At 72.8% G+C, this 4,117-nt stretch carries 4 protein-coding genes and 1 pseudogene; 2 read left to right on the top strand and 3 right to left on the bottom strand.

Annotated elements, in window-relative coordinates; translation table 11 throughout:
• Window positions 1-103 precede the first annotated feature (103 nt).
• From ACWDBE_RS38985 to ACWDBE_RS38995, 3 genes are all read right to left on the bottom strand, one after another.
• Window positions 104-1,471 (bottom strand): hypothetical protein, encoded by a 1,368-nt coding sequence (locus tag ACWDBE_RS38985; RefSeq protein WP_449810351.1) that lies wholly within the window; start codon window positions 1,469-1,471, stop codon window positions 104-106.
• Between the two features lie 204 nt (window positions 1,472-1,675).
• Window positions 1,676-2,446 carry a lysophospholipid acyltransferase family protein gene (locus ACWDBE_RS38990; RefSeq protein WP_449810352.1) on the bottom strand — a complete coding sequence of 257 codons (771 nt, stop codon included), beginning with the start codon at window positions 2,444-2,446 and terminating at the stop codon, window positions 1,676-1,678.
• A gap of 224 nt (window positions 2,447-2,670) precedes the next feature.
• The gene (locus ACWDBE_RS38995; protein ID WP_449810353.1) at window positions 2,671-3,096 is read right to left on the bottom strand and encodes a DUF4395 domain-containing protein; all 426 of its coding nucleotides are present in this window, start codon (window positions 3,094-3,096) and stop codon (window positions 2,671-2,673) included.
• A gap of 306 nt (window positions 3,097-3,402) precedes the next feature.
• Between ACWDBE_RS38995 and ACWDBE_RS39000 the strand changes: the two genes are divergently transcribed.
• Window positions 3,403-3,729, top strand: a complete 327-nt coding sequence (locus tag ACWDBE_RS39000; RefSeq protein WP_392884596.1) for a TlpA family protein disulfide reductase — start codon at window positions 3,403-3,405, stop codon at window positions 3,727-3,729.
• Window positions 3,730-4,021: 292 nt separating this feature from the next.
• Window positions 4,022-4,117 (top strand): annotated as a pseudogene (locus ACWDBE_RS39005) (electron transfer flavoprotein subunit beta); the annotation flags it as partial.

A 4,117-nucleotide genomic window follows, 5' to 3' on the forward strand; every position in this document is an offset into this window, starting at 1 on the left:
AGGGGGGACCCTGTGGGAGAGTAGGACGCCGCCGAACAATTCTTCTGAAAAGCCCCTGATCCATTCGGATCAGGGGCTTTTCGCATTTCCCGGAACCGGAGATCTATTCGTCGGCCCCGGCCCCGGAGCCGGATTCCGTCCCGGACCGCGGCTTGTCGGCGGACGCCTGCCCCTGGGCCTGGGCAGACTGCCGGGCATCGGGCCGCGGCGTCCTGGGAGCCTGGGTTGCCTGGGGGGCCTGCAACGCCTGGGTCGCCTGAGGGGCCTGAACCTGATCGGTGGGAGCAGCCGGGACGTCCGCCGTTCCCCAGGCGGGCCGGCTCAGCCACCTGTCCGCGCTGTTGGTGAGGCGGGTGACGCCCGTACCGTCGGCCTGCATGCTGTAGAGGTCGGTACCGGCGCCCGAGGGGGCCTGGGTGAAGACGATGGACTTGCCGTCGGGAGCGTAGGCGGCCGGGCCGAAGAAGGCGTTGGAGGTCGCGGGGGTGAGGGCACCGACGGCGCTGCCGTCGGGGTGGATGGTGTAGATGGCGCCGCCGGGGGCGTTGTCGGGGCCGGCCGGGTAGGTGGTGAAGAGGATCCGGGTGCCGTCGGGGGACCAGTCCGCGCGCTCGCTGGCGCGCAGTTCCCAGGGGGTGAGCTGGCGCAGCCCGGTGCCGTCCGCGCTGACGACGTAGATGGCGCGGCTGTTGGCGGGCTGCCCGGTGGCACTGGTGCGGTACTCGAAGGTGAGCTGCTTGCCGTCGGGGGACCAGCTGGGGTTGCTGACCGTGCCGGAGTAGGGCTTGTCGTTGGTGAGGAAGGTGAGCCGCTGGACGTCGGTGCCTTCGGGGCTCATCAGGTAGAGGTCCGAGTACTGGACCTGATGGCTGCCGGACGTGTCGAGGGCGCCCCAGGAGCGGCTGAAGGCGACCTGCTTGCCGTCCGGGGAGAAGGCGGGGGCGCGTTCGTCCTCGTTGGTGCAGTCGGCGGTGGCGCCGTCGCAGAGCTGGCTGATCTGGTGCTCGGGGCCGCCGGCGGTGGGGACGGTCCAGAGCCGGGCGGTGCCGGTGTGCGGGTCGGTGCGGTCGAAGGCGATGGTGGTGCCGTCGGGTGACCAGTCCGGGCGGTCGTCGATGGCGCGGGCGGGCGGCTGGGTGACCTGGCGCTGGCCGGTGCCGTCGGGGGAGAGGGTGATGATCGCGCTGCTGGTGCGGGAGGAGTCGGTGTACGCGCGACTGGCGATCAGCCCGTTGTGCGCGGGGGCCGTGGGGACTCCGACGGCCGCGCCGACCACGCCGGGGGTCGCGGCGGGTGTCGGCTCGGTGGCGGCGGGGGTCTCCGGCCGGAGCTCCGAGAGCGGGATGTCGCCGGGTTCGGCGCCGCAGCCGGTGAGCAGGGTGCCCAGAAGCAGAAGGCCCGCACCGGCGCTTGCGCGGGTGCGGGCCCTGCCCGTGGGTGACTGCCGTGTGCCGGTGGTGATCCGTGCCATCTCCGCCTCCGAGCCTCTCGACCGCTCCGACGTGTGGCCCCCGCCGCGGATTCAGGACGAAGGCCCCTGAAAGGAGCTGTCACTGTGTCAGACGGGGGGCACCGGCGACCGGGCGACACGCGACGGACCGCTGCCGCTCGGCCACACGGAGTAGAAGGGTGGCGGGAGGGCGAGGCTCGACCCTTGGTGGCCAACCCCTGGCGGTCAGCCCCGGGCGGCGCGGCGCTCGGCCTTGGCGAGGGCCTCCGCCTCGTCCTCGGCCTCGGCGACCTCCAGGGTGGGCGCGGTGCCGCCGAGCTGGGCGGGCAGCCACCAGCGGTCGTCCGGGCCGGAGGGCTTGCCAGGGTACTCGCGCTGGGCCTGGTCGAGCATCTCGCTCATGGCGGCGCGCAGCCGCCGGGTGACCATGACGGGCTTGTCGTCGGGCCCGAGGTGGATAGGTTCGCCGATCATGATGGTGACCGGGACGTGCCGCTTGGTGAGGGTCTTCGGGCGGCCCTTGGTCCAGAGCTGCTGGGTGCCCCAGAGCACGACGGGCAGCAGCGGGGTGCCGGAGTCGGCGGCCATCCGGGCGGCGCCGGTCTTGAACTTCTTCAGCATGAAGGAGCGGCTGATGGTCGCCTCGGGGAACACCCCGACCACCTCGCCGGCCTTGAGGGCGCGCACGGCGGCCTCGTACGCGGGCTGGCCGTCGGTGCGGTCCACCGGGATGTGCTTCATGCCACGCATCAGCGGGCCGGAGATCCGGTGCTTGAAGACGTCGTCCTTGGCCATGAAGCGGGTCTTGCGCTTTCCGCCGCGGTACGCGCCGAGGCCCGCGAAGAGGAAGTCCAGGTAGCTGATGTGGTTGCTGACCAGTACCGCTCCCCCCCTGGCGGGGATGTGTTCGGCGCCCACGATCTTGATCCGCACGTCGAGCGCGCGGAAGGCGGTGAGTGCGGCGCCGATCACCGGCGGGTACACGAACTCTGCCACGGTCAGTCCTGACTTCCACGGGCCGGAGCCCGGTTCGGCGGGTACCCGCTCCGTTGTGCGGGTGGTGCCGACCGGAGTACGGCACTCCGCGGCGGGTCACGGGTGATTCACGGAGATGATCCCCCGAACGAGTGCCTGCTGTCACCTGAGGCGTGCGGTCGAGCGAATATTCGGCGGTGTGATCTCCGTGATCAATTGCCACGGGAACTTTTCGCCCACCCGCGTCAGGTGCCGGCGGTGAGGCGCCCCTGGGCGCGCCGGACGAGGGGATAGAGCTCGCAGCCGACGCAGTAGCCGAACGCGGCGTTGCCGAGGGCGGCGGTGAGGGCGGCCGCGCCGGCCAGCACGCCGAGCCAGGTCACCTCGGTGCAGTAGCCGAGGGCACCGACCGTGGCGAACACCATGAGGACGCCCTGGTCGAAGCGGAGCGTCCGGTCGTCCTCGGTCTCGGAGGGCGGTGCGAGTCGGGGGAGCACCAGCACCTGGAACAGCCGGACGTAGAGGGCCAGGCGCAGGCCGCCGAACGCGCCGAGGGCGAAGACGAGTGTCTGGGCGGCCAGGAGGGGCCAGCTGCCGGTGCAGAGGACGACGGTCAGGACGAACGCGCTGAGTGCTGCGGCTAAGCGGGGGCCGCGGGGGTCGGTCTGCAACGGGGGCTCCTGGAGGTCGCGACGGGCGGCGGCGAGCGGCGAGCGGCAGCGCGGGGTGTCAGCGTGGTCGCCGGGCGGCGGTCCGGGCCCGGGTGGTGACGCGACGGCAGGCCGGCGGCGGCGTTGGGCGACGGTCGGAGTCCATCGGCCGATCGTACGTGGACCGGCCTCGGCGGTCGACCGCGTTTCGGGCGCCGCGGGCGCTGCCGCAGACTGGCGGGATGACCCGGCCGACGGCGTGCGTTGTCGTGCCTCGACGGCGGCCGGGCCCGGCCGCCGCGGGCCGGGAGCGACGGGAGGCCGAGGGTGAGCAGCGAGGACGGGGCGGTACGGCTGTCGGAGGCCGAGCTGGGCGGGCCGCTCGGCGTACGGGCGACGCTGGTGCAGTTCTCGACGGCCTTCTGCCAGCCCTGTCGGGCCACCCGGCGGGTGCTCTCCGAGGTGGCCGGGATGGTCGACGGGGTCGAGCACGTCGAGGTGGATGCCGAGGAGCGGTTGGAGCTGGTCCGGCGGCTGGAGGTCCGGCGGACGCCGACCGTCCTGGTGCTGGACGGGGAGGGCCGGGTGGTGCGGCGGGCGGCGGGGCAGCCGCGCCGGGTGGACGTGATCGCGGCGCTCGGCCGGGTGGTGTGAGCGTCGGGTGGTGTGAGAGTGCGGCGCGAGCCCGGTGTGAGCGATCCGGCCGCACTTGTTTCGCCCCGTCGGGTGGAGCGGGCCCCGGGCTGGGGCAGGATGGGCGCAGGCGGCGGAGTGGCCGCACGGCATAAGCTACTGGCCAGTAGTGACCACTGCGCTACCGGCGAGTATGCTGCCAGCAAGTTCCGGACCGGCACGGGAATCCGCTGCCCGGGGCGGGTGCGTGCCGTGTTCGCGCCCGCTCGCACCGCCGCAGCCGCCGGACGAGACCAGTACAGGAGACAAGGCCGTGAGCTTGAGGATCGTTGTCTGTGTGAAGTACGTGCCGGACGCGACGGGTGACCGTCGTTTCGCGGACGACCACACCACGGACCGGGAGGGTGTG

The organism is Kitasatospora sp. NPDC001132, from assembly GCF_053598415.1.